The organism is Neobacillus cucumis (assembly GCF_023715505.1).
Window position 1 is genome coordinate 1 of record NZ_JAMBOH010000133.1, and the last position, 363, is coordinate 363.

Sequence of the window (363 nt, forward strand, 5' to 3'; positions counted from 1 at the left end):
GGAATAACAAAGTCTTTGGGCTTTTCTTGTGGTTACCTTTTCCAATTAATTTTTTGTTTGATCTTTGAAAACAAGAATTGGTATCGGACGCTTGAAAGTAGAAAATCTACCGATTTTCCTGCTAAGGGACACTGTCTATCGTTTCTTGAATCAGTCAACCTTCGCGTGGCGTAGATTTTTACTGTTTCTTAGTGTCCACACAATTGAAAAGGTAACGAAACTCTCGAATCATGACCGACCGAAGGTCTTAGTATTAGATGATTCTTCTTATGATCGAAATCGTAGTAAATCCGTCGAATTACTAGCTCGTTGTTTTGATCATGCCTCTCAAAAAATGCGCTTTTATAAAGGCTTCCGTATGCT

Annotated in this window: 1 pseudogene; it reads left to right on the forward strand. The window is 37.7% G+C overall.

The annotated features are described in order from the left end of the window. Positions 1–363, forward strand: a pseudogene (locus M3226_RS31760) (IS4 family transposase); the annotation flags it as partial.